The following is a 24,739-nucleotide window of genomic DNA, read 5'->3' as shown; positions in this document are numbered from 1 at the left end:
GGCGCTAGCCCATCATCTGATAGCTGACCGGGACAAAGCGGAAACCATCGCCACGGGTCTCTACATACCCGGCCGCCGGGAACGGCATGTGATACCCGATCATCGGAACCTTGTCGGCGGCCAGCATACCCAGCACATTGCGGCGCGCTGCAGTTGCGGCGGCTTTGTCCATATCAAAGCGCACTTCCCATTCGGGGTGGGCGAAGGACCAGACATAGTGATTGGCCAGATCGGCGGTCAGAACCAGCCGCTGCCCGTTGCTTTCCAGGTGATAGACCGTGTGGCCCGGCGTATGACCATAGGCCGCGACAGCTGTGATGCCTGACGCAACTTCGCCGCCGTCTTCAAGGAATGTCATCTTCTCGGCCAGCGGCGTCACTTTGGCGGCGACCAGATCGCCAACACGATTGCCGGCGTCCTGCGCGGACCAGAAGTCATATTCGGGTGACGCAGTAACGTAACGCGCGTTCGCAAAGGTCGGCGCATCATTGGTTGTCATGCCGCCGATATGGTCGGGGTGCATATGGGTGAGTACCACGACGTCGATCTGGTCCGGTGTGACACCTGCATCTGCAAGCGCGGCCTGAATACCGCCTTGGCCGAGGCCGGTGTCAAACAGAACCAGCTCGGATCCGGTGTTGACCAGCGTTGGTGTGAAGAAGAATTGCGCCACGTCTGGCGAAATGAAATTGTCTGCCGAGACTTTGGCAAAGTCTTCGTCCGAAGCGCCGCCGCCAAAGATCTCCTGCGCACCGTCACGCGGCAAGCTGCCGTCCAGCAGAGTGGTGACGGTGAAATCACCCAGCGCGAAAGACTTGGCGATGGTCGAATTTGCCTTGGTCTCAGCCCCGGCTGCCAGAACCGGTGTTGCTGCTGCGGCGAAAGGCAAGGCGGCTGCACTTCCAAGTGCTGCGCGGCGTGTCATTTTGATGGTCATTTTGGTTCTCCCTGTCAGAACACCATTTGGTAAGTCTAGGTCTGCGTGAGTCTGTTGCCAGTTTATACACGTGTAAGATGGGCTGCATGGATGAACATTACGTGTTAATTTTTGTTTAGGTCGGGATTTGCCAGCCGAGCCGTTGCCGGGCACTCGCTCGATCCGACCCTTTCCACCCAAAACGCCTTTGCTGGACAATTGCGCCATCCTGTGACAAGAGCCGCGCCAACAGGAGACACCTATGACCACCACCCGATTTGCCCCGTCGCCCACCGGTTACATCCATGTGGGCAACCTGCGTACCGCCCTGATGAACTACCTGATCGCCCGCAAAGCTGGCGGGACGTTCATCCTGCGTATCGACGACACTGACCCCGAGCGGTCGAAGGAAGAATATGTCGATGCCATCAAGCAGGACTTGGAATGGCTGGGCCTGCACTGGGACCGGATTGAGCGTCAGTCGGATCGCCTGGACCGCTATGCCGAAGCCGCAGACAAACTACGCGAGATGGGCCGGTTTTATGAGGCGTTCGAGACGCCGACCGAGCTGGACCTGAAGCGCAAGAAGCAACTGAACATGGGCAAGCCGCCGGTCTATGACCGCGCCGCGTTGAACCTCAGCGATGCCGAGAAAGAGGCGCTGCGCGCCGAACGTGGTAACGGCGTCTGGCGTTTCAAGCTGGATCACGAGCGGATCGAGTGGAATGACGGCATTCTGGGCGATATCTCGATTGACGCGTCATCGGTTTCGGACCCGGTGCTGATCCGCGGTGATGGCCAGGTTCTATACACGATTGCGTCCGTGGTCGATGACACCGAGATGGGTGTGACGGACGTGGTGCGTGGCTCGGATCACGTGACCAATACCGCGACCCAGATTCAGATCATTGAGGCGCTGGGCGGCACTTGCCCGCGCTTTGCCCACCATTCGCTGCTGACCGGCCCGCAAGGCGAGGCGCTGTCGAAACGTCTGGGCACGCTCGCGCTACGTGATTTGCGCGAGCAAGGCGTCCAACCGATGGCTCTGCTGAGCTTGATGGCGCGTTTGGGTTCGTCTGATCCGGTCGAGCTGCGCTCGGACATGGCCGAGTTGATTGAAGGGTTCGACATTGGCCGGTTCGGTGCTGCTCCTACAAAGTTTGATGTACAGGATCTGTTCCCGCTGACCGCAAAGCACTTGCAGTCGCTGCCGCTGGCCGATGTTGCCGATGCTGTGGCAGAAGCTGGCGTGCCCGCTGATCTGGCCGAGCCGTTTTGGGCAATGGCGCGCGAGAACATCACCACTCTGGCCGACCTCAAAGGCTGGTGGGAGCTGTGCCGTGATGGGGCCGAGCCGCTAATTGCGGATGAGGATCGCGACTTTATCGCCGAGGCCATCGCCCTTCTGCCCGAAGGTCCCTTTGATGGTGAGACATGGGGCAAATGGACCAGCGCGGTCAAGGAAGCCACGGGCCGCAAAGGCAAAGGCCTGTTTATGCCGTTGCGCAAGGCGCTGACAGGGATGGAGCGTGGGCCCGAGATGGCCGCACTGCTGCCGCTGTTGCAGGTGATCCGCGCCAAGGCATGATCGTTTCAGGAAATGAACTCGGAAAGGCGGGATCTAGCGGTCCCGCCTTTTTCTATGCGGTTTGCACAATCCGCGCCGCGATACGGCCGAGGCGGTCATCCACAAATTCCGTCTCGGTGGGCTTCAATTGCTGGTGGCGTGGATATCGGGGCTCTGCCCTGTCGTTCAAGATTGGTGCGTCCCAACCGTCGGTGGTATCAAAAAACCGATCCGCGCCCTCTTCCCCAAACGCGCGCAGATACCCCTGAACCACGACGTCTATGTAACTGAGTAGCAGGGGGTGCTGATTGCTTGGTGCATTGTGCTTGTCGTGCGGCACGGCGTAGACCGCAATCTCGACCTCATGTTTCAACGGATGAGTGATGGATCGGGTCGCAGGCACCCGGTCATAGGCCCATTCCCTTTCATCCAGCGCGGCCCAGTCGTTTTTGGGAACGTGTGCGATCATGCCCTCAATCTCGGAACCAGCATCAGGAACCGCTGTCAGAAAGGCGACCGGGCGCAGATCCGTGTGCCTCCAGGCGCGCCGCCACCCCTTCAGGCGGGCCGGTCGCGGGTCGGGAAAATCATGCGTCGACAGGTTTACAAGGCTGCCGTAGCCAAAGAAATAAGGGTCTGCCATCAGCCTCAGCGTCCTTTCGTGACGATTGATGTATGTCAAACCGGTTTTTTGCCGGACATGCAATAAGGTCGCATCTGGAATTTTGGGAGGTCACGATGCGGATTACCAAACGGACGAACATAGCGGTGCGCCTGCTGATGTATTGTGCGGCTCATCAGGACAGGCTGGTCACCAAGTCCGAGATCGCCGAAGTGTGCAATATCTCGGAAAATCACTTGGCGCAGGTGATCAATCAACTGAGCCAGCTGGACTATCTCAGTACCCAGCGTGGGCGCAACGGCGGTATGATGCTGGCGCGGCCCGCCAGTCAGATCCGCATCGGATCGGTGTTTCGCGATGTTGAAGGCAACCTGCCGTTGGCTGAGTGTTTTGCGGATGCTGACAACACATGTCCGCTAACCGACGCCTGCCGGTTACGCCTTGCGCTGCAGGACGCGGCCGAGGTGTTCTATGCCTCGCTGGACGATATCACTTTGGATGCCCTGGTATGTGACAATGATAAGTTGCTTCAGATCCTGCAACCTGTGGCTTGCGCGCGCGTCGGTTAATCGCTGGCGCGCAGAATGCGGGCCGGGCGAACGGCCAGGGGACGCAAGGCAAAGATCAGTCCGGCACCAAGTGTTACGATGACGCCGGCCACAACGATGCCAATGGCTGACGGCCAGATCACCGCGAAATTGGTGTCGAAGATGTATGTGGCTACAGCCCAGCCGCCCAAGATGCCGGTCAACAGGGCTACGCCACCAGCGGCCGCGCCCAACAGGACGGCGCGCAAGGCAAAGCTGAACAAGATGCGCCGCCGGTCAGCTCCGAGCGTTTTGAGAACCGCAGCCTCATAGCGGCGTGCAGGTTCCCCCGCTGCTGCAGCACCGATCAGCACCAGAAAACCCGTCAGAAGAGAAATCCCCGCGCCATAGGAGGTGGCGGCAGCGATGCCCGCCAACAGGCCCGAGACACGGTCTATCGCGTCGCGAACCCGGATCCCGGTGATGTTGGGGAACTGCCCCGCCAGATCGCGCAGGATTGCGGTTTCAGCGTCTTCCTCGGCATAGACCGTCGCGATAAAGCTGTGGGGCGCACCGGCAAGGGCCGCTGGGTTCATGGACATGATGAAGCCCATCCCCGCGTTCGAAAAGTCGACCTCGCGTGTCGAAGTAAGCTCTGCAGTGATGTCCCGGCCCAGAATATTCACCGTCAACTGGTCGCCCAGTTTTAGCCCCATCTCTTCGGCTTCTTCAGCGGCGAAACTGACTTGCGGCGTGCCGGAATAGTCCTCCGACCACCACTCGCCCGAGATGATGCGTGCATTATCAGGGCGCTGCGCTGAATAGGTCACACCGCGGTCGCCATCCAGAACCCAGTGGTCACCTGCCACCTCGCGCGCGGGCTGACCGTTGATCTGCGTGATGATCCCGCGCAGCATTGGCGCGCTTTCGATCCGGCTGACGGCAGGGTCCGAGGTCAGCCGCTCGGTAAATCCCGGCATCTGGTCCTTTTGAATATCGACGAAGAAGTAAGACGGCGCGACATCCGGAAGGTTTCCTGAAATGGCGTTGCGAAGCGTGCCGTCAATTTGTCCTACGGCAGCCAGCACTGAAAGCCCCAGCCCCAGAGACAACACCACGGATGCGGCGCCCTCGCGTGGGTCGGAAATGGCGGACAACGCCCAGCGTAAGGCCGGACGCCCGCGCGCTGATGGGGCACTGACGCGGGCCAGCTTTCGCACTGCGAACGCGGCGAGCGAGAGAAGGAGGAGCGCGCCTACCAGCCCTCCGGCAGTCCAGAGTGTCAGCCGGGCCGAGCCGCTGAACCAGGCTGCCGATGCGATGAGCAAAGCCAGTCCAAGGCCGGTGGCTGTCAGGTAAACGCCCCGAGGGAGCGCTTGGGCCGAGGTTAGCGCGTCGCGAAACAAGGTCGCTGCGCGCACGTCTTCGGTGCGCGCCAGGGGCCAGAGTGTGAACAGGAAGGCCGTTAGCAAGCCATATAGGGCGGCTTCGGCCAGCGGAGCGGTATACAGCGAGAAAACAGCGGGGACCGGCAACCGAGCCTCGATCACCGGGGCCAAAAGCAAGGGGAGCAGCCCACCGAGAGCCAAACCCAGCAGGATACCGATTGCTGAAAGGACGCCGATTTGGATCATGTAGGTTTGGAAAATCGTCGTTCTGTCAGCACCCAGCGTGCGCAGAGTCGCAATGGTCTCGGTCTTTTGGGACAGGTAGGCGCGTACAGCTGCTGAAACGCCGATGCCACCGACCGCAAGACCAGACAAACCCACCAGCACCAGAAACGCGCTGAGCCGCCCGACAAATTCGGCGATGCCTGGCGCGCCGTTGCGCGCATCGGTCCAACGCATGCCAGTGCCCTCGAAATTCTCGCGGGCTTCCATAGACAGGCCTGCTAAATCGGTGCCTTGTGGAAGGGTCAGGCGGTACTTTGTGGAGAACAAGGTGCCGGGGGCCAACAGTCCGGAGGCTTGCAAATCCTGGGTCCGAACAAGCGTTCGAGGGCCGAGCCCAAATCCATCAGCGGCCCCGTCGGGTTCATGCATCAGGGCAGCTGTCAGAACGAAGTCCTGCGTCCCAAGCGCAAACTGGTCCCCGACAGATAAGCCCAACCTATCAATCAGTGCCGGGTCCATGACCGCGCCGGGCAGACCTTGTTGCCCGCCAAGTGCGGCCGTCAGGGTCATTTGAGGGTCCAAAACCGGAGTGCCCAGCAGCGGATAAGCGTCATCGACCGACTTGACCTGCGTCAGCGCCCGCTGCGTCTGGTCGCCCTGACCGGCCACGGCCATTGATCGGAAATCGACCACCTCTGAGACATTAGTCCCGGTCTGGTCCATCCAAGCGCGTTCTTCATCGGTTGCAAAGCGATAGGTGAACTCCAGCTGCGCGTCACCGCCCAGCAGGGCCGCGCCCTCTTCGGTCAGGCCGGCCTGTATGGCGTGCCGGACCGAGCCGACTGCTGCGATTGCCGCTACCCCAAGCGCCAGACAGGCCAGAAAAACGCGAAATCCTCGCAGACCGCCCCGAAGTTCCCGGCGTGCCAGCCGCCCGGCCAGCCGAAGGCTCATTCCGCCGCCTCTTGCTGAGTGTCTTCCGAGATACGCCCGTCACGCAAACGAACAACCCTGTCGCATCTGCGCGCCAGGCTATGGCTGTGGGTCACCAGCACCAAAGTCGCCCCGTGTCGGTCCCGCAGTCCAAACAACAAGTCCACAATGGCCGCGCCATTCGTTTCATCAAGGTTTCCGGTGGGTTCATCCGCAAGCAATATCTGCGGACGCGGAGCCGCCGCCCTTGCAAGTGCTACGCGCTGTTGTTCACCGCCTGACAATTGCGCCGGGTAGTGGTCACGCCGATGGGACAGCCCGACCGCGTCCAACTCGGCCTCAGCCCGTTGAAACGAATCTTTCTGACCTGCCAACTCCAAAGGTGTCGCCACGTTTTCCAGCGCGGTCATGGTCGGGATCAGGTGGAAGTTCTGAAATACAACGCCCATTGCATTGCGTCGAAAACGGGCCAAAGCGTCCTCATCCATATCGGTCAGGTTCTGGCCGAGCGCTGTTATCGTTCCGCCCGTCGCTTGTTCCAAGCCGCCCATTAGCATCAGAAGTGAGGATTTCCCTGACCCGGACGGCCCAACCAACCCCAGCGTTTCGCCTTTTTGGACGGTCAGGTTAACCTCGTGCAGGATATCGACCCGTCCGGCATTGCCATCCAGCGACAAAGCGGCATTTTTAAGCGAAAGAACAGGTGTCGTCATAGGTCTTTCCAAAAGGGGGCGGTCAATTGGGATATGGAGCGGTTGAAAAAATGCGCAAGGTCTTGATGTCGGTGCTGTTTGCGTGTTGCGGCTTTGCCGCCACAGCCGAGCCGGTGGTGATCGCGGCGCTGGGGGACTCGTTGACGCAAGGATATGGACTGCCAGAGCAGGATGGGTTTGTCCCTCAGTTGGATCGGTGGCTAAAGGACCAAGGTGCGGACGTGCGGTTGATCAATGCTGGTGTGTCCGGGGATACCACCGCTGGCGGTGCGGCACGCGTGGATTGGACCCTGACGCCCGAGGTGGATGGAATGATCGTGGCCTTGGGTGGCAATGACCTGCTGCGCGGGATTGACCCTGCGGTGTCGCGTGCCAATCTTGAGACTATTGTCAATTCCGCGCGTGAGGCGGACGTGGACGTGCTGCTGGTTGGTATGCAGGCTCCGGGGAATTACGGGCCTGACTACAAACAGGCCTTTGATGCGATGTACCCGGATCTGGCGGGCGAGTATCAGTTACTGTTTGCGGAGAGCTTCTTTGAGGGGCTGCAACCAAATGGTGATCCGAACGCAGTTCGGCAGTACATGCAGCCTGACGGGATTCACCCCAACAAAAAAGGCGTGGCCCGGATCGTCGAAGCGCTTGGGCCGTCTGTGCTCGAACTGGTCAATCTGTCAGCCGGGCAGGACTGACCCATGCCGGGGCGCTTTTTCCTGACACGTCCGCTGTCTGAAATCGCCCAGGCGCTGAATGTGCCTGACGAGGTCGCCGAACAAACGCCACGCAGGAATATCCAGCCGGGGCAGGAAGTGATCGTAGTGACGCCGGATGGCCTGAAACCGATGCGATGGGGGATGATCCCGGTTGGACGAGTCAATGCGCGCGGTCGTCCGGTGATGGAGACCATCATCAATGCCCGATCCGAGACGGTGTTTGACAAGACCGCCTTCGAAGGCGTGGGGCGGGCCGTGGTCCCGGTGGACGGGTGGTATGAATGGACCGGTGAAAAGCGCCGCAAAACCGCATGGCGCATTGCCTCAGCCGATGGCGCGCCACTGTTTTTCGCGGTCATCACCGACACATGGCAAGCGCCCGGCGGCTTGCGCGTGGACCAGTTTGCCGCAGTGACCTGTCCGCCCAATAAAGATCTTGAGCCGATACACCATCGTATGGGCGTGCTGCTGAACCCTATAGACGTTCAGACCTGGCTTAACGGCACGGAAGACGAGGCCAAGGCCTTGGCCCACCCGTGGCCGGACGGGCTATTGCAGATCGAAGAGGCGACAGATGTCGACTGGTCCGGGCCGTAAACGCCTCAGACAACTGTGACGACGGTGCCGATCGGGACGCGCGCGTACAGATCGATCACATGCGAGTTCAGCATCCGGATGCAGCCGTTCGAGGCCGCCCGACCGATGGTCTGCGGTTGCGTGGTGCCGTGGATGCGGAAATACGTGTCGACCCCGTTCTGGAACAGGTACAGTGCGCGAGCTCCGAGTGGATTGTCCCCGCCGCCGGGTTGGACATAGTCATTGTCCTTGAACTTGGCATAGGTAACCGGCTCGCGCTCGATCATTTCGTCGGTGGGGCGCCATGTCGGCCATTCTTTCTTGACGTCGATGGTCGCTGTACCGGTGAATTCCAGCCCCGCCCTGCCGACGCCGCAGCCATAGCGGATCGCTTTGCGTGGTTCGGTGATGAAATAAAGATAGTACGACCGTGGCGCGACCAGCAACTGGCCCGGCTGGAATTGTTTTTTGACCCGAACGAACTGAGGCGTGGGGTCGTATTCAACGGCTTTCTTCTTGGCCGACGCAAGGCTGGGCGTCAGGCCCGCGGCCGCGGAAGATGCAAGGAATGTGCGACGTGTGAACATATCGGCTCTCTTCAGGACAACAGAAAAATCGTAAACCAGTGTCGGAATGATAGCCGATCTGGTCAATCATTGGTGAAGAGTAAACGAAATGTGATGTAATCGCAGAGACACACTTCTGTTGCAGTTTTGTCCCGCGTGGTGTGAAAAGGGCAGAGCTAACCTCTGCCCTTTCATAGCCTTAGGCCAGCGCGATGTCGTCGGCGCTTTCGCGGCCGTCACGACCCGAGCGCAGCTCGTACGTGACTTTCTGGTTGTCGGCCAGACCGGTCAGGCCCGAACGCTCGACGGCCGAGATGTGAACGAAGATGTCTTTGCCGCCATCTTCGGGTGCGATAAAGCCGTAGCCTTTGGTGGTGTTGAACCATTTTACGGTGCCTGCAGGCATATCCGTGTCTCCTGTTTAGTGCTGCCCACGGAGTTGCGGCAGCCTGGCGTCGTCGGTCTGGATCGAGTGACTGAGCGCCGATGACGGAGACAGTAGGTCGAAATAGAAAAACGTTAGCCCCTTGGATATGGCATCCAGAAGGCCGCAGGACAAGGGAGGATCACGCCAAGGGGTGCGAGTCTTGCTTAAGCGTCGATGGGCAACTCGTCCACGGTTCTGCGGTAAATGGACGAAGCAACAAAGCACTTGGGCAATTGGTCGATTACTGCGTCGATTGGACCATAGACCCTATCCGCAGCCGCCCTGAGTTCGGCCGGGATGTTTTTAGGTGCACGGTCGCGACGCTCAGGTGGGTCGAATTTCCAACCGGCAAACTGAGAAATGGTCTCTTTATGTTCCCAAAGCGCATCGTAGTGCACGCACAAAACTGGGACACTTTCAAAGGTGGCCCATTCCTTTACCTGCCGCGCCTGTTGCAGGACATCCCGTTCGAACAGCTCATCATAGGTGCCGGTCGCATTCAGATTGTAAAAGTGCTGCTCGACCCATGCGTCGCCGTATTTTTCCTTGGCGGAATATACGGAGAATGCTGATTCCTTGGTAGATCCGAAGCAAAAGACGACACGGGTGTTTTCGGGCCAGGAAGACAGCGCATCCGGGAAATCATGTGTCTTGAAAACGCACGGAGATTGGAAAGTGGCGTCCTTCAGCCGCGCAACGAAGGCCGACCGTTTTCCGGCAAGAGGGTCAACCTCCTCCATTGACTTTACGAAAGCTGCATAGGTCAGCGTGCTTCCGGACCGCCCATTGCTTGCAACTATGATGCAGATTTCCTGCCCGCTATATGGCCGAACACGTGCCCTGAGTGGCGCCAACAACTTGCGGATGCTGCGCCGCCACTTTTTTGCACGGGTTCGCCAAACGTCGTTCACCGCGCAAACTTCTTATGCTTCAACCGCTTGGGCTCTAGTGCATCTGGTCCCAGACGGCGCTTTTTGTCCTCTTCGTAATCCTCGAAGTTACCCTCGAACCATTCCACATGCGCATCACCCTCGAAGGCCAGAATATGCGTGCAAATCCGGTCAAGGAAGAAGCGGTCGTGCGAGATGACGACGGCGCAGCCAGCGAAATCGACCAGCGCGTCTTCCAGCGCGCGCAGGGTCTCGACGTCAAGATCGTTGGTCGGTTCGTCCAGCAGCAGGACGTTGCCACCCTCTTTCAGCAGGCGGGCCATGTGGACGCGGTTGCGCTCACCACCCGACAGCAGCGAGACTTTCTTCTGCTGGTCGCCGCCCTTGAAGTTGAAGGATGAGCAGTAGGCGCGGGAATTGACCTGCGCGTCGCCTAGCTGGATGATCTCGGCGCCGCCGGTGATCGCCTCCCATACAGTGTCGTTGTCTTTCAGGTCGTCGCGGGACTGGTCGACATAGGACAGCTCGACCGTGTCGCCCAGCGTGATGGTGCCACTGTCAGGCTGCTCCTGACCGGTCAGCATCTTGAACAGTGTCGATTTACCGGCACCGTTGGGGCCGATGACGCCGACAATGCCGCCGGGGGGCAGGGCAAAGTCCAGCCCTTCGATCAGTTGCTTGTCGCCCATGTGTTTTGACAGGCCTTCGACTTCGATCACTTTGCCGCCAAGGCGTTGGCCGTTGGGGATGACGATCTGGGCGCGGGTCAGCTTTTCGCGTTCGGACTGTTCGGCCAGCTCGTTATAGGCGTTGATCCGGGCCTTGGACTTGGCCTGACGGGCTTTCTGGCCCTGACGCATCCATTCCAGTTCGCGCTGCAGGGTCTTCTGCTTGGACTTGTCCTCGCGCGCTTCCTGCTCCAGCCGTTTGGCCTTTTGTTCCAGCCACGCGGAGTAGTTGCCTTCGTACGGAATGCCGCGGCCGCGGTCGAGTTCGAGGATCCAGCCGGTGATGTCATCCAGGAAGTAACGGTCGTGGGTGACGATCAGGATGGTGCCCTTGTAGTCGATTAGGTGCTGTTGCAGCCAGGCGATGGTCTCGGCATCCAGGTGGTTGGTCGGTTCGTCGAGCAGCAGCATGTCGGGCGCTTCCAGCAGCAGCTTGCACAGCGCCACGCGGCGTTTCTCACCACCCGAGAGGTTGGCAATGTTGGCGTCGTCCGGCGGACACCGCAGCGCCTCCATCGAGACGTCGATCTGGCTGTCGAGGTCCCACAGGTTTTCCGCGTCGATCGCGTCCTGCAAGGTGGTCATCTCTTCCATCAGCTCGTCCGAATAGTTCTCGGCGATCTCCATGGCGATCTCGTTGAACCGGTCGACCTTGGCCTTTTTCGCGGCCACACCCAGCATGACGTTTTCGCGGACGGTGAGGCTTTCATCCAGCTGTGGTTCCTGCGGCAGATAGCCGACCTTCGCGCCCTCGGCGGCCCAGGCCTCACCGGTGAAATCGGTGTCGAGGCCGGCCATGATCTTCATCAGCGTCGATTTACCCGCGCCGTTGACGCCGACAACACCGATCTTCACACCGGGTAGAAAGCTCAGGTGAATGTTTTCAAAGCACTTCTTGCCACCGGGATAGGTCTTGGAGACACCCTGCATGTGGTAGACATATTGATAGGCGGCCATGTCGCGTCCTCTGGGTCGGGGAAATCAAGTTGGACGGTGTGATAGCGGATGGTTGGGGTGGGGGCAATGGATAGGATCGTTGGAAAAAAGGATGGAACGTGGCAGAGCCTTGGAGTAGCTGCAGTAGTGATAGCTGCTTGTAGGATTTTGGGCGCGGGCAGGAGCGAAGACATGGAATTTATTCCGCTATTAAACGCCGTTGTGGGATTAAGTTTGCTCTTCTTTTCAATTTACCGAATGAAGAGGTTTCATCGGGACGCCGTACGCGTACGGTCGGAGATCTACAATGAACCTGTTCGTCCTGTGGATCGGATACATCCTCCAGTTCTCCCGCGAAGGTCACACACCCGGCCAGAAGACATTGCTTACCGCAGGTATTTTTTAAGTGAAGGTAAGTGGGTAGCTTTCGACGTGGTGACGTGCATGAGTCTATTTTTCATGCTTGGCAAACTAAGGTTTGGTTGTTGTTAAAACATCTTGTCTCCGGTTGGTCTCAACCCGGCTGCGTCAACTGGATCGGTTTGCGGCCTGCGCGGCGCGATTTGATGGTTAACGTCGAGGAGGTCATGATCTACGACGGTGGCCTTTTTGGCGACCGCAGCCGCGCGGGCAAGCGGGCGGTGACTTTGATCCAGCAGGAACATCTGGCGGCGATTGGGTCGTACCTGGGGCGCGAGGCGGTTGCGCCTGAGGTGCTTCGGCGAAATCTGGTGGTTTCGGGGATCAATCTGGCGGCGCTCAAGGGGCGCGAGGTGCAGGTGGGCGAGGCAATTCTGCGCTTTACTGTGATCTGCGCGCCGTGCAGCCGGATGGAAGAGGCTCTGGGCAAGGGCGGTTACTCCGCAGTGCGTGGGCATGGAGGCTGGTGTGCTGAAGTGGTGCAGCCCGGGCAGGTCAAGCTGGGCGATCCAGTGCAACCAGTTGATTGACAAGCCGCTTCAGTTCTGAACATCAGCGGAGGATGGAGCGATGCAACATTCCATACGCGCGACCCGGTCAGGTGATTGGGCTGTTTGGTGGGTCCTTTGATCCGCCGCATCGGGGCCATGTGCATGTAACTGTTGAGGCGATGAAGGCGTTTGGGTTGGATCGCGTTTGGTGGCTGGTGTCCCCCGGCAATCCGCTAAAGTCTCGTGGACCGGCGCCCTTGGCCCAGCGGGTCGAGGCAGCGCGGGCAGTCATCGATCATCCCCGGGTCGAGATCACGGATATCGAAGCGCTGACCAAAACGCGGGCCACGGCGGATACGCTTATGGCGCTGCGGCGACTTTATCCCGGGGTGCGGTTCGTCTGGCTGATGGGCGCGGACAATCTGGCGCAATTCCACAAGTGGAAGAACTGGCGGCTGATCATGGACAGCGTACCAGTGGGCGTAATTGCACGGCCCGGCGATCGGATTTCGGCGCGCATGTCGCCTGCGGCGCGGCTTTATGCCAAGTACAGGATTGATGGACAGGCGCGGCATCTATTGGGGCGGGCCGATGCGCCTGCGTGGTGTTTCGTGAACGTACCGATGGTCGATGTCAGTTCGAGCCAGATCCGCGCGCGCGGTGAATGGGATGGCAGGGTGTTGCCGGAATAGCCCCTATGCGCGCATAATCTATATCAACGGTTGTGCGCATTTGTTCCGTGAGATTTTATCTGACCCATGGCTAATCGGTTTTCTCGACGTGGATTTCTAGCAGGGCTGGGCGCGGCTTTGGCCCCTGGCATGGCTTTGGCAGAGGCGCCATTGGTGTCGTTGCGGCCGCAATTGCGCGGCGACCTGCCCTCGGGGGCCGAGCGTTTGGTTCAGGCGGCCGGACTGCGAGGCGAGGTTGTATTTGCAGTAGCCGACGCCACAACAGGTGCGGCGCTTGAGGCATTCGGAGGTGACCAGGGGTTGCCACCGGCTAGCGTCGGAAAGGCTTTGACGGCGCTTTATGCGTTGGATGTTCTGGGCGCGGATTATCGGTTCGAGACGGTTTTGATGGCAGATGGCCCGATCGAAAACGGGATCATCAAAGGGGATCTGATCCTTGTGGGTGGCGGCGACCCTTTGCTGGATACGGATGCTCTGGCGACGATGGCGGCGAACCTGCGTGAGGCCGGGATTACCGAAGTTCAGGGTGCGTTTAAGGTTTACGACGGCGCTCTGCCTTATGTGTTCAGTATTGATCCGGGGCAGCCGGATCATCTGGGCTACAGCCCTTCGATCAGCGGAATATCATTGAATTTCAACCGGGTGCATTTCGAGTGGAAGCGCGATGGCACCCGTTATGATGTGACGATGGACGCGCGTAGTGCGCGGTACCAACCTTCGGTCGAAATGGCCTCGATGCAGGTAGAGACCCGCAAGCTGCCAATTTATACTTATGAACCCAGCGCGCGACAGGATCGCTGGACCGTGGCCAAGGGCGCGCTTGGCAATGGTGGCGCGCGGTGGTTGCCGGTTCGCAAACCCGCGCTTTACGCGGGTGACGTTTTCCAGACCCTGGCGCGCGCGAATGGAATTGTGCTGGGTCGGGTGCAGGTGACGCGCGAAGCGCCGCAGGGAACGGTGCTGGTGGTGCACCAAAGCGATCCATTGGACAGTATTCTGCGCGGTATGTTGAAGTACTCGACCAACCTGACGGCTGAAATGGTTGGAATGGCTGCGTCGCGCGCGCGCGGGGCACAGTTGCAAACGCTGCAGGATTCCGCGGCCGAGATGAATCGCTGGGCGGCTGAAACCTATGGCGTGACAGGGATCGCTATGGTGGATCATTCGGGCCTCGGCGATGCCTCGCGTATGGCACCGGGTGATTTGGTGACGGCTTTGGTCGCTGCAAAACAGGCGGGTGCCTTGAGGCCACTGTTGAAGAAGTTCACCCTAGCGGACAGTCAAGGGCGCCCCGTCAAGAACCACCCGATCAAAGTCGACGCTAAGACCGGGACGCTGAATTTCGTATCCGGTCTGGGCGGGTTCATCACAACGCCAGGCGGGGCAGAGTTGGCCTTTGCCATTTTTACTGCTGATGTCGACCACCGGGCAACGATCCCGCGCGCAAACCGTGAACGGCCGCAAGGCGCGCGCAGTTGGAACAATCGCTCGCGCAAGCTGCAACGCGCTTTGATCGAGCGTTGGGGGTCAATGGCCGGAAGCTGAGGTCAGGTGGTGTGGCGGGCTCGGGCACCACGTTCGATGGCGGCGGCGTGAAGGCGATCGATGTTCAACTCGTACCGGATTTCTTCCAACAACCGCAACTCGGTCTCGGCCAGCGATCCGTCTGCCGCTGCTACATCGCAGGCGAGGGCATAAGCTGTTTCGTGCAGGCGTTCTGGCAGGTTGTCTCGGATCAGGCCGAACAGGGCGTCCAATCCATCTACTTGTTCGAACAGGTCAAACACGATTTGGGAAACGCGGCGGGTGCGGTCGATGTCATATTCCGCAAATACCGGAAGCATGTTCACTGCGCCTTCGATTTTGACCAGTTCGGCCGTCCGGATGGTTTCGTCAGAGGCAGAGATCGCAACCATGATCGCAACAAGGCAATCCTGAGGGGACATCGGGTGAGGTACTTGATCGTTCATGGTGTCGTCCTGATTAGGCTTTCTGCGCCCGCACGATAGGTGGGCCAGCGCGTGGGTTCAACGGATTTCGCGTCGCCGCTGCTAGAGAATGGGCAATGGCCCGCGGGTTTTGGTTTGGCGCAGCACGAAATTGCTGCGCGTGTCGCGGACCAGACCGGATTTCAAAAGGCGCTGCATGATGAAGTGCTCAAGCTCTTCAGGGGTTTTGGCATAGACCTTCAGGATAAAGTCGTGATCACCGGTTATTGACGCACACTCGACGATCTGGGGTTCGGTTTCGATCAGGCGCAGGAATGCGTTTATGCTGTCCTCCTGGTGTTCCCGCAGCGCCACGTGGACATAGGCGATTGCGTTCAACCCAACGGATTTTGCGCGGACCTGTGCCGTATAGCCTGCGATGATGCCGACGGCTTCAAGATCCCGCACGCGCCGCCAGCATTGGGACGCGGACAGTCCTGTGCGATCAGCAAGGTCCTGCATGGACAGGCGACCGTCGGCTTGAAGCTCCTGCAGAATGGCAATGTCGGCAGGTTGAAGTGTTTGTTTCATAAATTGTAACTCAGTGACATGTATTGACCAAAATACTAGTGAAGAAGCGTTATTCCAAACCAAACTTTCCGGCCAACAGCGCTAAACTTTTCCCAAGGAGGAAAAGTGATGCCCAAGTCGACCAAATATGTCGCCAAAGTCGCTGATGCGCGCGGCCATATTGCCTACACACCGGAAGAGGACGCTGTTTGGGCCGATCTTTACGCGGCCCAAGAGGAAAACGTTCAGAGATATATGGCGCAGGACTATCTGGACGGGTTGGCGCGACTGGACTTGCCGAAAACCTCTGTTCCGTCCTGCGTTGACATATCCGAACGGCTATTGGATCTGACCGATTGGCGGGTGCAGCCGGTGCCCGCGTTGATCGGTTTCAAAACCTTTTTTGGAATGTTGGCCGACCGGGTGTTTCCGGCCGCATCTTTCATCCGGTCGCGTGAGGATTTCGACTACATAGAAGAGCCCGACATATTTCACGAGATTTTCGGCCACACGCCGTTGCTGAGTGATCCGCGTTTCGCGGCATTCAGTCATGCCATCGGGAAGGCTGGCGTTCAGGCGAGCGACAAGGATTATTCTTGGTTGATCCGACTGTATTGGTTCTCGATCGAGTTTGGGCTGCGTCGACAGAACGGCCAGATCAAGGCACTTGGGTCGGGGCTTGCTTCGTCGCCGACCGAGTTGGTCTACGCCGTCGAGAGCGATCTTCCTGACCGCGATCCGTTCGATGTTCTGACGATCCTGCGAACGCCTTACCGCATCGACATGCATCAGATGGGCTATTTCGTGTTAGAGTCGCCCGAGGAATTGTTTGCAGCCGCCGATCGCGACCTGCTGGCCGACGTGCGGCAAGCTCAATCCCTTGGATTGCTGCCGAACAAGTTCCCTGAAAAAGCAACCGCAGCGGAGTGAACAGATCATGACCCTTACCGGAGAAACCTGCAGCCTGTCGGACAAAACCTGTGTGCCCTGCTCTGGCGGCGTGCCGGCTTTGACATGCGATGAGGCCAACGCTCACATGGCCCAGCTGTCATCGGATTGGCAGTTGGACGCGGATGCAAAGATGCTGAGGCGGCATTTCAAATTCAAAGGGTTTGCCAAAGCGACCTATCTGGCTAATCTGTGCGTCTGGCTGGCCGACCAGCAGGGGCATCACCCTGACGTCTGTTTTGGTTGGGGGTACGTGGATGTCAAACTGACCACGCATGAGATTGGCGGGCTCAGCGAGAATGACTTTATCTGGGCCGCTAAACTGGATCAGTTGACCGCCTAAACCGGCCTTTCTATCAGGAAAAACAGCCCGCTTTATTGACTCATGCTGCACCGGCACAATAGGAGGGGCCGGTCGGTTGCATGGGGCGACCGGCAGTGTTTTTCCCGATGGAGCAAATCTGATGTCTGAACTGCGTGAAACCGCGATTGCGTCTAAGGCCTGGCCTTTTGAAGAGGCGCGCCGGGTGCTCAAACGCTATCAGAAGGGCGCTCCGGAAAAGGGATATGTTCTGTTTCAGACCGGCTATGGCCCCTCGGGTCTGCCGCATATCGGCACCTTTGGTGAGGTCGCCCGGACGTCGATGGTGCGCCATGCGTTCGAACAGATCAGCGACATCCCGACCAAGCTGATCTGCTTCTCGGACGACATGGACGGTTTCCGCAAGGTGCCGACCAACGTGCCGATGCAGGAAGAACTGAAACAAGACCTGCATCTGCCGCTGACCAAGGTCCGCGATCCGTTCGGCACGCACGCGGGGTTTGCGCAGCACAACAACGCGATGCTGTGCGATTTTCTGGACAGTTTCGGGTTCGAATACGAATTCGCCTCGGCCACCGATTACTATACCAGCGGCAAGTTTGATGAGACGTTGCTGATCGCGCTGGAGCGGTTCGACAAGATTCAGGAAATCATGTTGCCGACCCTTGGGCCCGAGCGGCGCGAAACCTATTCGTGTTTCCTGCCGATCAGCCCCAAGACCGGCCACGTGCTGCAGGTGCCGACATTGGAACGCAACGTTGCCAAAGGCACGATCGTCTATCAGGAGCCCGATGGCGAAAAGGTCGAGATCCCGGTCACCGGCGGCAACGTCAAAATGCAGTGGAAGCCGGACTGGGCCATGCGCTGGGCGGCGCTGGGCGTCGATTACGAGATGTCGGGCAAGGACCTGATCGACTCGGTCACGCAGTCGTCGAAAATCTGTCGAGCGCTGGGCAAACAGCCGCCCGAAGCGTTGAGCTATGAGCTGTTCAATGATGAGCAGGGCCAGAAAATCTCGAAGTCGAAAGGCAACGGGTTGTCGATGGAGGAGTGGCTGACCTATGCCGCGCCTGAAAGCCTGTCGTATTTCATGTATCAGAAACCCAAAACGGCCAAGCGTCTGTACTTCGATGTGATCCCCAAGGCGGTGGATGAGTACCACCAGCAATTGCGGGCTTATCCGGGGCAGGATCTGAAGGCTCAGCTGAACAACCCCGTTTGGCATATCCACGGTGGCAACGTGCCGGAATCCACTCTGATGGTGCCCTTCGCAATGTTGCTGAACCTCGCGTCCGTATCGGGTGCCGAAGACAAAGAGGCGCTGTGGGGCTTTATCCGACGCTACGCCCCGCAAGCCACTGCCGAGACGCATCCTGATCTGGATCAGGCGGCTGGCTTTGCTGTGCGCTATTTCAACGACTTCGTGAAGCCCACCCGTCAGCACCGCGCGCCGACCGATCAGGAACGCGAAGCGTTGGAGGCTTTGAAAGCCGCGCTTGAAAGCTATGATGGCCCGATCGAGGATGAGGCGCTGCAATCGGTGGTCTATTCCATCGGACGCGAGCGGTTCGATCCGATGCGGGGGTGGTTCACCGCGCTCTATGAGGTGCTGCTGGGCGCGTCACAAGGCCCACGTTTTGGCGGGTTCATCGCGCTTTATGGCGTGCCGGAAACCATCGCCCTGATCGACAAAGCGCTGGCCGGAGAACTAGTCTGATTTGACCTGGTACCGCGTGGGGCTACCCTTTCGTCAGGAGGTGGCCCCATGCGTCGCTTACTGCTTGCCCTATCACTCAGCGCTGGACTGGCATCCGGGGCGTTTGCCCAGAGTGATGAGATCGAAGCCAACATCGCGGCGCAGATTGAGGCGTTTGAAGCGGATGATTTTGTCACCGCCTTTACCTTTGCCAGCCCCAACATCCAAAACTTGTTTCGGACGCCCGAGAATTTCGGAGCCATGGTCCGCAATGGCTATCCCATGGTCTGGCGACCCGCCGAGGTGAGGTTTCTTGAACTTCGCGAAATCGCCGGTGCCTTATGGCAAAAGGTCATGATCACGGATGGCAACGGACAAGTGCACATTCTGGACTATCAAATGGTGCAGCAGGAAAACGGCTGGAAGATCAACGGTGTGCAGCTTTTGGGCAATTCTGATCCAGCCGCCTAGCGCAACACCACCGTCACGGTGATATGAGCGGCGGTTAACCCCTTTTCACTACTCAGGCATTTGCGTTCGGGCAGCCCCGGACACTGGGTTTGTGCGCGCGGCCACCCGTTGTGCGCGTTTGGGAAAGGGATTTCTATGAACAAGGCAATCACCGACGGCATCGTTTTCATGCCGCCTGCTTTTGCAAATGGTTTAAACGTTTGGTCCAGAGGCGACGGAACACCGGGTTCGCCGATCTACGAAGGCTCTGGCATCGGAGCTTTTGTGCCAGCAGATCCGGATTTCGGCGGCTGTCTTGAAATTCTGAAGGTGCAGGCCACGCAAAAGCTGCGCTATATGGGTCAAACGCCTCTCATCCCGGGCTGCTATCTGCGGATCAAGGCGCGGGTAAAGGCGATCAGTGGTCCCTTGCCGCAGGTGCGTATTGCCGCCTGGGCTGGTGGTGCAAGCGATCAGCAGGTCACGGGTGTGGTGGATCAGGGCCCGGTGACCCAATTGTCAGGCTACGGCACGGTGCACGAAATCACCGCGATTGTCGGTACCGGCAAACGATCCGGCGTGGATATGCCGTGGGGTGTCGCCGCGCTTTATGGTCATTTTGGCCTGAACATCGAAGGCGCGAATGGCGCGGTAATTCGCGTGGACGACATTCAGATCACGGACGCAACCAGTATCTTCCTGCGCGAAATGATCAGCACGGTCGATGTACGGGACTATGGCGCGATTGGTGATGGCGTTGCCGACGATTCCGCCGCGTTTGAGGCGGCCGATCAGGCAGCCAGCGGACGTCGGATTTATGTCCCGAAGGGTGCATATCTTCTGGCGCAGAACACCTCGATGGCGTCTGAGATGGATTTCGAGGGCACGATCACGATGCCCGACGACAAGATGCTTTTGCTAACCAAGAATTTCGATCTGCCGGCCTATATCTCGGCATTTGGAGACGAAGAGCTGGCGTTCAAAAAAGCGTTTCAGGCGCTGCTGAACAATTCTGACCATGAATCGCTGGATATGGGTGGTCGGAAAGTCTCGGTCACGGCACCGATAGACATGGCTGCTGCGGTTCCGAACCGGCAAGGTGGTTTTTCGACTCGGCGCGTGATCCGCAACGGGCAATTTGATGTCAAGAACAGCTCGGCCTGGGATACCGAGACCTTCACCTCGGTCGCCACGTACAACCCGTCTGACGCCACCAAGCTGACCAATGTCGAAAACATCGCCAACATCCCGGTCGGTGCGCTGGTCCAGGGCAACGGTGTGGGGCGCGAGATCTATGTCCGGTCCAAGGATGTCGGGGCGGGTGAAATCACGCTGAACGATCCGATCTATGATGCGTCGGGCACGCAGACATTCACCTTTCAGTCATTCAAATACCTTCTTGATTTCAGCGGGTTCAGCACGCTGCGCAAGTTCGGCATGGAAGAGATCGAGTTCCAGTGCAATGGCCGGTGCAGCGCAATCCGGCTTGCGCCTTCAGGCAGCACGTTTGCGGTGACGAATTGCTTTATCAGCCGTCCAAAGGACCGCGGTATCACATCGCATGGAACCGGGTGTCAGGGTATGCTGATCGACAATTGCCAGTTTCTGTCGACCGAAGAATCCTTCAACGTTCCGGATCGCAAATCCATCGCATTGAATGCTAACGCCAACGACATCAAGCTGCGCCACAATCGCGCTGTGCGCTTCCTACATTTTGCCGTTCTGGCGGGGACGAACAATTTGGTGTTGGGCAACCACTTCTTTCAGGGTGACCGCATCCCACAGGGAGTTCGCAGTGCTGGATTGATCATGATCGGGACCTACAACAGCTCGACCATTTCCGAGAATTACGTCGACAACTGTTTTGTCGAGTGGACGAACGAACGCGATGCGAACCCCGTTTACACCAGCGGCTACTCTTTCAGTTCGATGACAATCTCGGACAACATTTTTTATGCGAACGAAGTCGCGCCATGGTTCAGCCAGATCGTTATCCGACCGCATGGCGGGGGGCACTACCTGAACGGAGTCGTTGTGACGGGAAACAAGTTCCGCTCAAGCAGTGGTCGTATCGATCGGGCCGAGCGCGTCGATACCAGTTTTGCCGATCTGAACCATTCGGCTCATCTGAACGTGATTTTCGAGGACAATACATTCAACGGCATCAACGCGAAGGTCGAAAACCCGCTTCGGATCCGAAGCTCGCAGAACTCGGCTTCGTCAGTCTGGTCAATTTCTGCCGGGGGTCGTCTGCCCTTTGGCGGTAAGGCACGGGGCTGTGATGCGGTGACCGTCTTGGGTCCGCTGAAGAACGCAGGTGCGCAGATCGTACACGCGACGCCCTATGTCGAGCTGGAGCAGGGGGCTAACCAGGACAACATTCAGTTGCGCTGGCCCTTGCCGCTGAGCGGTTCGGTCTCAACCATGATGCGCATGGACTACTGAGCGGGGGCGCCTCTGACGGAACCTCAGAACGTGTTCCAAAGCGCTAGCCTGATGCCCGTGTTCTTGCGGGCATCATTGCGCTCCAGACCCAGAACCCAAGTCCTCGAGCTGTCCTTTGCGCGGATCATGATCGAGGGTCTGACCCTCCAATGCAAAGGGCGGTCGCTGCGGTACGCAGTTTCGATCTGCAAAAGCGGGTTGATCAAACGAGCAGAGGATAATCCAGCCGTCAGATCCAACTTGCGGTACAGTGCGTCATGTGTTCGGTATTCCAACGCAGCATCAATTGCGACCCAACCACTGGCCCAACCGGTTTGAAACCCTTTGCCATAGGACAGGGTGGCCTTGTACACCGCCCAGGCGCGGATTTGTTGGTGGTGCGCGCCAACAGCAAACTCGGCGGCAAAGCGGCCAGCATTATCGAAATCAGCAACGGGCAACCGCGCAAAGATCAGGGCGTGCCCGTAAATGTCGCGGTTCTGCTCGATATCCAGCCCGAGTGTAAGGTTTTCCCGCAACCCATATTCGGCGTAAAGCGACGCTTTGTAATCGTAGCCGTGGTCCTGGTCTTCGAAAGCCGTCGCGGCCGCTGACACAAAGGCGCTGCCCTTATCGCGTAACCACGCGCCGGACCATGCGGGCGAAGCCGCAAAAATCCATATCAGAATGCAAGAAACCCAACGCATGCGCGCAGCATCCGCTAGCATGGTTAACGGATCGTTAGGATTTAACCGTCCTTCGCGGTCTTCGGACATGAAAAGGAAAGGCGAGACCTTTGGGCAACCTATGTTAAACTTAAGCGAGACAAAGGAGAATCCAGATGCCGAACATCGCCAAAGACGCAAGCGTACAGACTGTCATCACAACCTTTGAAATGACGCCCGGCACCTGTCAGGATTTGTTAGAGGCGCTGACGGATGCCTATTCCGAGTTTATCTCGAAGCAGCCGGGTTTTGTGTCCGCTGGTCTGCATGTGAACGATGCCCAGACGCGGATAGCCAACTACTCGCAATGGCAAAGCCGCGAGGACTTTTTGGCCATGCTACGTACTCCGGAGATGCGGGACCGTAACCGCAAGATCAACGAGCTGTGCAAAAGCTTTGAGCCCGTGATGTACGACGTGGCTGAGACTTTTGGCGGCGCGTGATCTGGATCAATGCCTAACTGCCTGACCTGGTGCAGGTTTTAGGTATGAAAACGGAGGTGCGCGTCATGTATCACAACATTCTTGTCCCGATTTCCTTTGATGCCGAACGAGACGTCTCTGGGCCCTTGAAGCTGGCCCAAGTGCTTTCGACGCCAGATGCGCAGGTCACCCTGCTACACGTGGTCGAGCATATCCCGAGCTATGCCATTTCTTACATGCCGCCTGAATATCTGTCCGAGGCGCGCAAGGCCTTGCATACAGAACTGGACACTTTGGCGGAAAAGCTGCCTAACGCCAAAGGCGTATTGGTCGAGGGCCACTCGGGTCGCACCATTCTGGATTGGGCTGATGAGCATAAGCCTGACCTGATCATTCTGGCGTCTCACCGCCCAGGGATGCAGGATCTGCTGCTGGGCTCAACAGCCAACCATGTCGTGCGCCACGCGGCCTGTGCCGTTCATGTAGTGCGCTAAGCGGGCCAGATATCAGTTGGGGTAAGGCGCCATGCTTTGCCAAATCCGCCATTCAGAACGGCATCGGACACAGAAAACCGCACGAAGCCGAAATCGGCGAAATCCATGTAGAGCTTCGCGTTCGGACGCAGGCGCAAATACCGCGTGCGCAGCGTATCATGTTCGTCGGTCCCGCGGGCCACGAAACGGGCGGTGGCGTGCAGCGTCAGTCGCGGGTGCGTCAGCGGATCGCCGGTTTCGCTAGGCTCACCAACCAACAGGGCACAGTTAGGGTTGGCCTGCAACGCCCGTGTGTGATCGGAAAGGGTTGAGATCAGCGTGACCGGCCGGCCGTCCTCATCCGTCGCCAGAGCCACGCGGGAAACGGACGGCAAGGCGGTATCCGGACGCAACACGGCCAGTGCACCGTAACTGGCCCCCTCAATCAGATCATGGGCCATTTGACGGGCGGTTTCGTCAACTGGGCGATACGGGTCAGTCTTTGTCATCTGGGTGTTTGCCGTCGCTGTTGATTTCTGACCAGACCCTATATCCCTCTTCGTCAAGGTACGAGGGGGCGGGTCTCGGTTTTGCCATAAATTCGATCTAAGGCTTCATGCATGGAACACAATGATCCCGATCTGGACAGGCCGAAGAAATGCACAAGAACCTCGGCACGGCATCGCCGTGCGGACGCCCAGCGCAGACGGGCCTTGTCGCCAGTGCGCATTATCCTGATGCTTCTCATGCTACCAGCAACCACTGCTGCGATTGCGGTCGGTGTGTACCTGCGGACCTCTGAATTCGAGAGCCACGAGGCGCTGCTCCACCTGATCGCGATGGTGAGTTGCGATACGGCCGGTTCATTGGTGCCCGGCCCTTACCGCGAGGGCGAGCCGGGCTATCACGCGCGCAACGATTTGGATGGGGATGGTGTTGCCTGCGGCACGATTGCCCCCGTAGCTGCGACTCCCCAATCAGCCGAGGCTCCGCAATCGCCCCAACCAGCCGAAGCTCAGCAATCGCGGCAGTTGGGCACGGCCAAATTCGTGCGGCCCTGAGCGGACTGATCCGGGAATCTGACAGAGTGTGGTAGACTGCACGCGACGCGCCAGTCCGGCGGTCATCGGGGATTTCGCCCAATGAGGGAGGAGAAGTCATGTTCGCACGCATCACACAGTTCAAAATGAAGCCCGGCATGCGCGATGCAGCCGAAGCCAGAATGAATGAACTGAAAGACCAGATCATGGGCATGGAGGGCATGCACAGCTTTACCAATGCCATGAACGAAGACGGCAGCGGTTTCGTCGTCGCGGTGGTTCAAAGCGAAGAACTTTCCAATGCCAACGCCCCCAAAGTGACCGAGCTTTGGGGTCAGTTTGCGGAATTCCTCGAAGGCCCGCCTGCGCCGGCAGGGTTCGACGTCGTGGTTCACTGGGACAAGGGATAAA

General features: G+C 58.7%; 28 protein-coding genes. 16 read left to right on the top strand and 12 right to left on the bottom strand.

Translation table 11 applies throughout. The features are described from left to right. Positions 1 to 4: 4 nt before the first annotated feature. Positions 5 to 937, bottom strand: a complete 933-nt coding sequence (locus J7416_RS06850) for an MBL fold metallo-hydrolase (protein WP_209223992.1) — start codon at positions 935 to 937, stop codon at positions 5 to 7. A 241-nt stretch (positions 938 to 1,178) separates the two neighbouring features. On the opposite strand from J7416_RS06850, the gene gltX reads away from it, so the two are divergent. Further along, complete coding sequence (gene gltX, locus J7416_RS06845; RefSeq protein WP_209223991.1) at positions 1,179 to 2,504, top strand: glutamate--tRNA ligase; 1,326 nt, start codon at positions 1,179 to 1,181, stop codon at positions 2,502 to 2,504. Between the two features lie 52 nt (positions 2,505 to 2,556). Here gltX and J7416_RS06840 read toward each other — a convergent pair whose 3' ends face one another. Further along, the gene (locus J7416_RS06840; protein WP_209223990.1) at positions 2,557 to 3,126 is read right to left on the bottom strand and encodes a gamma-glutamylcyclotransferase family protein; all 570 of its coding nucleotides are present in this window, start codon (positions 3,124 to 3,126) and stop codon (positions 2,557 to 2,559) included. 95 nt (positions 3,127 to 3,221) lie between these two features. Between J7416_RS06840 and J7416_RS06835 the strand changes: the two genes are divergently transcribed. Then, positions 3,222 to 3,674: an Rrf2 family transcriptional regulator gene (locus J7416_RS06835; protein ID WP_209223989.1), complete on the top strand. Its 453-nt coding sequence runs from the start codon at positions 3,222 to 3,224 to the stop codon at positions 3,672 to 3,674. On the opposite strand, the gene J7416_RS06830 is transcribed toward J7416_RS06835, so the two are convergent. Then, the gene (locus tag J7416_RS06830) at positions 3,671 to 6,199 is read right to left on the bottom strand and encodes an FtsX-like permease family protein (RefSeq protein WP_209223988.1); all 2,529 of its coding nucleotides are present in this window, start codon (positions 6,197 to 6,199) and stop codon (positions 3,671 to 3,673) included. The two genes, J7416_RS06835 and J7416_RS06830, sit on opposite strands and share 4 nt — an antisense overlap. Continuing rightward, on the bottom strand, positions 6,196 to 6,891 hold the full coding sequence (locus J7416_RS06825; RefSeq protein ID WP_209223987.1) for an ATP-binding cassette domain-containing protein: 696 nt from the start codon (positions 6,889 to 6,891) through the stop codon (positions 6,196 to 6,198). The genes J7416_RS06830 and J7416_RS06825 overlap by 4 nt, the downstream gene beginning before the upstream one ends. A 50-nt stretch (positions 6,892 to 6,941) precedes the next feature. On the opposite strand from J7416_RS06825, the gene J7416_RS06820 reads away from it, so the two are divergent. Together J7416_RS06820 and J7416_RS06815 are read left to right on the top strand one after the other, a co-directional pair. Beyond that, complete coding sequence (locus tag J7416_RS06820) at positions 6,942 to 7,583, top strand: arylesterase (protein ID WP_209223986.1); 642 nt, start codon at positions 6,942 to 6,944, stop codon at positions 7,581 to 7,583. A gap of 3 nt (positions 7,584 to 7,586) precedes the next feature. After that, positions 7,587 to 8,201 carry an SOS response-associated peptidase gene (locus tag J7416_RS06815; RefSeq protein ID WP_209223985.1) on the top strand — a complete coding sequence of 205 codons (615 nt, stop codon included), beginning with the start codon at positions 7,587 to 7,589 and terminating at the stop codon, positions 8,199 to 8,201. Positions 8,202 to 8,206: 5 nt separating this feature from the next. Here the strand turns inward: J7416_RS06815 and J7416_RS06810 are convergent, their stop codons facing one another. The 4 genes from J7416_RS06810 to ettA all read right to left on the bottom strand — a co-directional run bounded on the left by J7416_RS06810 (position 8,207) and on the right by ettA (position 11,748). Then, a complete protein-coding gene (locus J7416_RS06810) occupies positions 8,207 to 8,767 on the bottom strand; it encodes a L,D-transpeptidase (protein ID WP_209223984.1) in 561 nt (186 codons plus the stop codon). A 178-nt stretch (positions 8,768 to 8,945) separates the two neighbouring features. Beyond that, entirely contained in the window at positions 8,946 to 9,152 is a 207-nt protein-coding gene (locus J7416_RS06805; protein ID WP_039523244.1) for a cold-shock protein, read from the bottom strand. Positions 9,153 to 9,337: 185 nt separating this feature from the next. Continuing rightward, positions 9,338 to 9,913 carry a hypothetical protein gene (locus J7416_RS06800; RefSeq protein WP_209223983.1) on the bottom strand — a complete coding sequence of 192 codons (576 nt, stop codon included), beginning with the start codon at positions 9,911 to 9,913 and terminating at the stop codon, positions 9,338 to 9,340. A gap of 167 nt (positions 9,914 to 10,080) precedes the next feature. After that, positions 10,081 to 11,748, bottom strand: coding sequence for an energy-dependent translational throttle protein EttA (gene ettA, locus J7416_RS06795; RefSeq protein WP_010442471.1), 1,668 nt, complete (start codon positions 11,746 to 11,748; stop codon positions 10,081 to 10,083). A gap of 545 nt (positions 11,749 to 12,293) precedes the next feature. Between ettA and J7416_RS06790 the strand changes: the two genes are divergently transcribed. The 3 genes from J7416_RS06790 (at position 12,294) to dacB (ending at position 14,875) form a co-directional block, all read left to right on the top strand. Further along, on the top strand, positions 12,294 to 12,677 hold the full coding sequence (locus J7416_RS06790) for an MOSC domain-containing protein (protein WP_209223982.1): 384 nt from the start codon (positions 12,294 to 12,296) through the stop codon (positions 12,675 to 12,677). A gap of 32 nt (positions 12,678 to 12,709) precedes the next feature. Next, positions 12,710 to 13,330 carry a nicotinate-nucleotide adenylyltransferase gene (locus J7416_RS06785; RefSeq protein WP_209223981.1) on the top strand — a complete coding sequence of 207 codons (621 nt, stop codon included), beginning with the start codon at positions 12,710 to 12,712 and terminating at the stop codon, positions 13,328 to 13,330. 66 nt (positions 13,331 to 13,396) lie between these two features. Then, positions 13,397 to 14,875, top strand: a complete 1,479-nt coding sequence (gene dacB / locus J7416_RS06780) for a D-alanyl-D-alanine carboxypeptidase/D-alanyl-D-alanine-endopeptidase (RefSeq protein WP_209223980.1) — start codon at positions 13,397 to 13,399, stop codon at positions 14,873 to 14,875. Between the two features lie 2 nt (positions 14,876 to 14,877). On the opposite strand, the gene J7416_RS06775 is transcribed toward dacB, so the two are convergent. Next, entirely contained in the window at positions 14,878 to 15,300 is a 423-nt protein-coding gene (locus tag J7416_RS06775) for a tellurite resistance TerB family protein (protein ID WP_209223979.1), read from the bottom strand. 81 nt (positions 15,301 to 15,381) lie between these two features. Beyond that, positions 15,382 to 15,849 carry an Lrp/AsnC family transcriptional regulator gene (locus J7416_RS06770; RefSeq protein ID WP_209223978.1) on the bottom strand — a complete coding sequence of 156 codons (468 nt, stop codon included), beginning with the start codon at positions 15,847 to 15,849 and terminating at the stop codon, positions 15,382 to 15,384. A gap of 108 nt (positions 15,850 to 15,957) precedes the next feature. Here J7416_RS06770 and J7416_RS06765 point away from each other — a divergent pair, with 108 nt between their 5' ends. From J7416_RS06765 to J7416_RS06745, 5 genes are all read left to right on the top strand, one after another. Beyond that, entirely contained in the window at positions 15,958 to 16,758 is an 801-nt protein-coding gene (locus J7416_RS06765) for a phenylalanine 4-monooxygenase (RefSeq protein ID WP_209223977.1), read from the top strand. Between the two features lie 7 nt (positions 16,759 to 16,765). Then, on the top strand, positions 16,766 to 17,119 hold the full coding sequence (locus tag J7416_RS06760; RefSeq protein ID WP_209223976.1) for a 4a-hydroxytetrahydrobiopterin dehydratase: 354 nt from the start codon (positions 16,766 to 16,768) through the stop codon (positions 17,117 to 17,119). Between the two features lie 121 nt (positions 17,120 to 17,240). Further along, positions 17,241 to 18,815: a lysine--tRNA ligase gene (locus J7416_RS06755; RefSeq protein ID WP_209223975.1), complete on the top strand. Its 1,575-nt coding sequence runs from the start codon at positions 17,241 to 17,243 to the stop codon at positions 18,813 to 18,815. Positions 18,816 to 18,863: 48 nt separating this feature from the next. After that, positions 18,864 to 19,265, top strand: a complete 402-nt coding sequence (locus J7416_RS06750) for a DUF4864 domain-containing protein (RefSeq protein WP_209223974.1) — start codon at positions 18,864 to 18,866, stop codon at positions 19,263 to 19,265. A gap of 135 nt (positions 19,266 to 19,400) precedes the next feature. Further along, complete coding sequence (locus tag J7416_RS06745; protein ID WP_209223973.1) at positions 19,401 to 21,689, top strand: glycosyl hydrolase family 28-related protein; 2,289 nt, start codon at positions 19,401 to 19,403, stop codon at positions 21,687 to 21,689. 23 nt (positions 21,690 to 21,712) lie between these two features. Here J7416_RS06745 and J7416_RS06740 read toward each other — a convergent pair whose 3' ends face one another. Then, positions 21,713 to 22,375, bottom strand: a complete 663-nt coding sequence (locus tag J7416_RS06740; protein ID WP_209223972.1) for a hypothetical protein — start codon at positions 22,373 to 22,375, stop codon at positions 21,713 to 21,715. Positions 22,376 to 22,509: 134 nt separating this feature from the next. Between J7416_RS06740 and J7416_RS06735 the strand changes: the two genes are divergently transcribed. Both J7416_RS06735 and J7416_RS06730 read left to right on the top strand, forming a co-directional pair. Beyond that, positions 22,510 to 22,836, top strand: a complete 327-nt coding sequence (locus J7416_RS06735; RefSeq protein ID WP_209223971.1) for an antibiotic biosynthesis monooxygenase family protein — start codon at positions 22,510 to 22,512, stop codon at positions 22,834 to 22,836. A gap of 65 nt (positions 22,837 to 22,901) precedes the next feature. Further along, on the top strand, positions 22,902 to 23,309 hold the full coding sequence (locus J7416_RS06730; RefSeq protein ID WP_209223970.1) for a universal stress protein: 408 nt from the start codon (positions 22,902 to 22,904) through the stop codon (positions 23,307 to 23,309). On the opposite strand, the gene J7416_RS06725 is transcribed toward J7416_RS06730, so the two are convergent. Continuing rightward, positions 23,306 to 23,797, bottom strand: a complete 492-nt coding sequence (locus J7416_RS06725) for a pyridoxamine 5'-phosphate oxidase family protein (RefSeq protein WP_209223969.1) — start codon at positions 23,795 to 23,797, stop codon at positions 23,306 to 23,308. The genes J7416_RS06730 and J7416_RS06725 overlap by 4 nt on opposite strands. Before the next feature lie 111 nt (positions 23,798 to 23,908). On the opposite strand from J7416_RS06725, the gene J7416_RS06720 reads away from it, so the two are divergent. Further along, a complete protein-coding gene (locus J7416_RS06720; protein ID WP_209223968.1) occupies positions 23,909 to 24,349 on the top strand; it encodes an excalibur calcium-binding domain-containing protein in 441 nt (146 codons plus the stop codon). Positions 24,350 to 24,447: 98 nt separating this feature from the next. Further along, positions 24,448 to 24,738 carry a hypothetical protein gene (locus J7416_RS06715; RefSeq protein ID WP_209223967.1) on the top strand — a complete coding sequence of 97 codons (291 nt, stop codon included), beginning with the start codon at positions 24,448 to 24,450 and terminating at the stop codon, positions 24,736 to 24,738. Position 24,739 lies beyond the last annotated feature (1 nt).

The organism is Ruegeria sp. R14_0, from assembly GCF_017743975.1.
GTDB lineage: Bacteria > Pseudomonadota > Alphaproteobacteria > Rhodobacterales > Rhodobacteraceae > Ruegeria.
The sequence above is the reverse complement of the archived record's forward strand: the minus strand, read 5'-3'. Positions and strand labels throughout refer to the sequence as shown.

Excerpts from the sequence above, each read along its gene's own strand:
- J7416_RS06775 (WP_209223979.1), bottom strand. The coding sequence starts at position 15,300 with ATGAACGATCAAGTACCTCACCCGATGTCCCCTCAGGATTGCCTTGTT.
- J7416_RS06820 (WP_209223986.1), top strand. The coding sequence starts at position 6,942 with ATGCGCAAGGTCTTGATGTCGGTGCTGTTTGCGTGTTGCGGCTTTGCC.
- J7416_RS06755 (WP_209223975.1), top strand. The coding sequence starts at position 17,241 with ATGTCTGAACTGCGTGAAACCGCGATTGCGTCTAAGGCCTGGCCTTTT.
- J7416_RS06800 (WP_209223983.1), bottom strand. The coding sequence starts at position 9,913 with ATGGAGGAGGTTGACCCTCTTGCCGGAAAACGGTCGGCCTTCGTTGCG.
- J7416_RS06785 (WP_209223981.1), top strand. The coding sequence starts at position 12,710 with ATGGAGCGATGCAACATTCCATACGCGCGACCCGGTCAGGTGATTGGG.
- J7416_RS06750 (WP_209223974.1), top strand. The coding sequence starts at position 18,864 with ATGCGTCGCTTACTGCTTGCCCTATCACTCAGCGCTGGACTGGCATCC.
- J7416_RS06830 (WP_209223988.1), bottom strand. The coding sequence starts at position 6,199 with ATGAGCCTTCGGCTGGCCGGGCGGCTGGCACGCCGGGAACTTCGGGGC.
- J7416_RS06720 (WP_209223968.1), top strand. The coding sequence starts at position 23,909 with ATGGAACACAATGATCCCGATCTGGACAGGCCGAAGAAATGCACAAGA.
- J7416_RS06835 (WP_209223989.1), top strand. The coding sequence starts at position 3,222 with ATGCGGATTACCAAACGGACGAACATAGCGGTGCGCCTGCTGATGTAT.
- J7416_RS06745 (WP_209223973.1), top strand. The coding sequence starts at position 19,401 with ATGAACAAGGCAATCACCGACGGCATCGTTTTCATGCCGCCTGCTTTT.
- J7416_RS06740 (WP_209223972.1), bottom strand. The coding sequence starts at position 22,375 with ATGCGTTGGGTTTCTTGCATTCTGATATGGATTTTTGCGGCTTCGCCC.
- J7416_RS06850 (WP_209223992.1), bottom strand. The coding sequence starts at position 937 with ATGACCATCAAAATGACACGCCGCGCAGCACTTGGAAGTGCAGCCGCC.
- gltX (WP_209223991.1), top strand. The coding sequence starts at position 1,179 with ATGACCACCACCCGATTTGCCCCGTCGCCCACCGGTTACATCCATGTG.
- J7416_RS06790 (WP_209223982.1), top strand. The coding sequence starts at position 12,294 with ATGGTTAACGTCGAGGAGGTCATGATCTACGACGGTGGCCTTTTTGGC.
- J7416_RS06715 (WP_209223967.1), top strand. The coding sequence starts at position 24,448 with ATGTTCGCACGCATCACACAGTTCAAAATGAAGCCCGGCATGCGCGAT.
- J7416_RS06765 (WP_209223977.1), top strand. The coding sequence starts at position 15,958 with ATGCCCAAGTCGACCAAATATGTCGCCAAAGTCGCTGATGCGCGCGGC.
- dacB (WP_209223980.1), top strand. The coding sequence starts at position 13,397 with ATGGCTAATCGGTTTTCTCGACGTGGATTTCTAGCAGGGCTGGGCGCG.
- J7416_RS06735 (WP_209223971.1), top strand. The coding sequence starts at position 22,510 with ATGCCGAACATCGCCAAAGACGCAAGCGTACAGACTGTCATCACAACC.
- J7416_RS06805 (WP_039523244.1), bottom strand. The coding sequence starts at position 9,152 with ATGCCTGCAGGCACCGTAAAATGGTTCAACACCACCAAAGGCTACGGC.
- J7416_RS06840 (WP_209223990.1), bottom strand. The coding sequence starts at position 3,126 with ATGGCAGACCCTTATTTCTTTGGCTACGGCAGCCTTGTAAACCTGTCG.
- ettA (WP_010442471.1), bottom strand. The coding sequence starts at position 11,748 with ATGGCCGCCTATCAATATGTCTACCACATGCAGGGTGTCTCCAAGACC.
- J7416_RS06770 (WP_209223978.1), bottom strand. The coding sequence starts at position 15,849 with ATGAAACAAACACTTCAACCTGCCGACATTGCCATTCTGCAGGAGCTT.
- J7416_RS06730 (WP_209223970.1), top strand. The coding sequence starts at position 22,902 with ATGTATCACAACATTCTTGTCCCGATTTCCTTTGATGCCGAACGAGAC.
- J7416_RS06825 (WP_209223987.1), bottom strand. The coding sequence starts at position 6,891 with ATGACGACACCTGTTCTTTCGCTTAAAAATGCCGCTTTGTCGCTGGAT.
- J7416_RS06815 (WP_209223985.1), top strand. The coding sequence starts at position 7,587 with ATGCCGGGGCGCTTTTTCCTGACACGTCCGCTGTCTGAAATCGCCCAG.
- J7416_RS06760 (WP_209223976.1), top strand. The coding sequence starts at position 16,766 with ATGACCCTTACCGGAGAAACCTGCAGCCTGTCGGACAAAACCTGTGTG.
- J7416_RS06810 (WP_209223984.1), bottom strand. The coding sequence starts at position 8,767 with ATGTTCACACGTCGCACATTCCTTGCATCTTCCGCGGCCGCGGGCCTG.
- J7416_RS06725 (WP_209223969.1), bottom strand. The coding sequence starts at position 23,797 with ATGACAAAGACTGACCCGTATCGCCCAGTTGACGAAACCGCCCGTCAA.